The following is an 842-nucleotide window of genomic DNA, read 5'->3' as shown; positions in this document are numbered from 1 at the left end:
TAGGGTTCGGACCCAATAACTGGATTCCCACGTTGCTCGGATTGTGATTCAGTGTCTTGGCGAGGAGGCGCTGAGATGTCTGATTTCTTTTGGTTTTCCGATGCGCAGTGGTCTCGGATTGAGCCGCTGCTTCCGACCGATGTTCGGGGCAAGCCGCGTGTGGATGATCGCCGGGTACTGAGCGGGATCGTCCACGCGCTTCGCTGCGGCGGCCGCTGGGCGGACTGTGCTGACGTCTATGGTCCGAAGAAAACGCTCTACAATCGGTTCGTTCGCTGGTCCGAGCGCGGCATCTGGGAAGGCATTTTCAGCGCGCTGGCCGGAGCCGGCGACGCCCCGGATCGTCTGTTCATCGACAGCAGTTGCATCAAGGTCCATCGCTGCGCCGGCGGCGGAAAAGGGGGGCCTTGGCTCATGGTATCGGCCGCACGAAAGGCGGACGCAACACCAAGCTCCACGCGGTCTGCGACGAGAAGGGCCGCCCCTGCGTCCTGCTCCTGACGCCCGGAAACGTCCATGATTGCAAGGTCGCACAGCTTTGCATCGCGGCCATGCCGCCGTCAGCAGAACTCGTCGCCGACAAAGGCTATGACAGCCAGGCCCTGCGCGAATGGCTGGATGAGCGCGGCACCCAGGCCGTCATCCCGCCGCGCAAGAACCGCAAAATCCAGTACGATTACGACCGGGCAAGCTACAAACAGCGCAATGTCATCGAGCGCATGTTCTGTCGCTTCAAAGACTGGCGACGCATCGCCACCCGCTTCGATCGCAACCTCAAAAACTTCATGGGAGCCATCTGCATCGCCGCTGCCGTCATCTGGTGGCTGTAGTGAGTCCGGACC

General features: G+C 61.6%; 1 protein-coding gene. It reads left to right on the top strand.

Translation table 11 applies throughout. From position 1 onward, the window contains the following. The first annotated feature begins 75 nt into the window (after positions 1-75). A protein-coding gene (locus KM135_RS19640; RefSeq protein WP_425517094.1) for an IS5 family transposase occupies positions 76-830 on the top strand; the annotation gives its coding sequence in 2 pieces (ribosomal slippage) (positions 76-417 and positions 420-830; 753 coding nt in all). Positions 831-842: the final 12 nt, after the last annotated feature.

It is taken from the genome of Sphingobium xanthum (assembly GCF_019737615.1).
GTDB classification, from domain to species: domain Bacteria; phylum Pseudomonadota; class Alphaproteobacteria; order Sphingomonadales; family Sphingomonadaceae; genus Sphingobium; species Sphingobium xanthum.
This window is presented reverse-complemented; position numbering and strand designations above follow the sequence as displayed.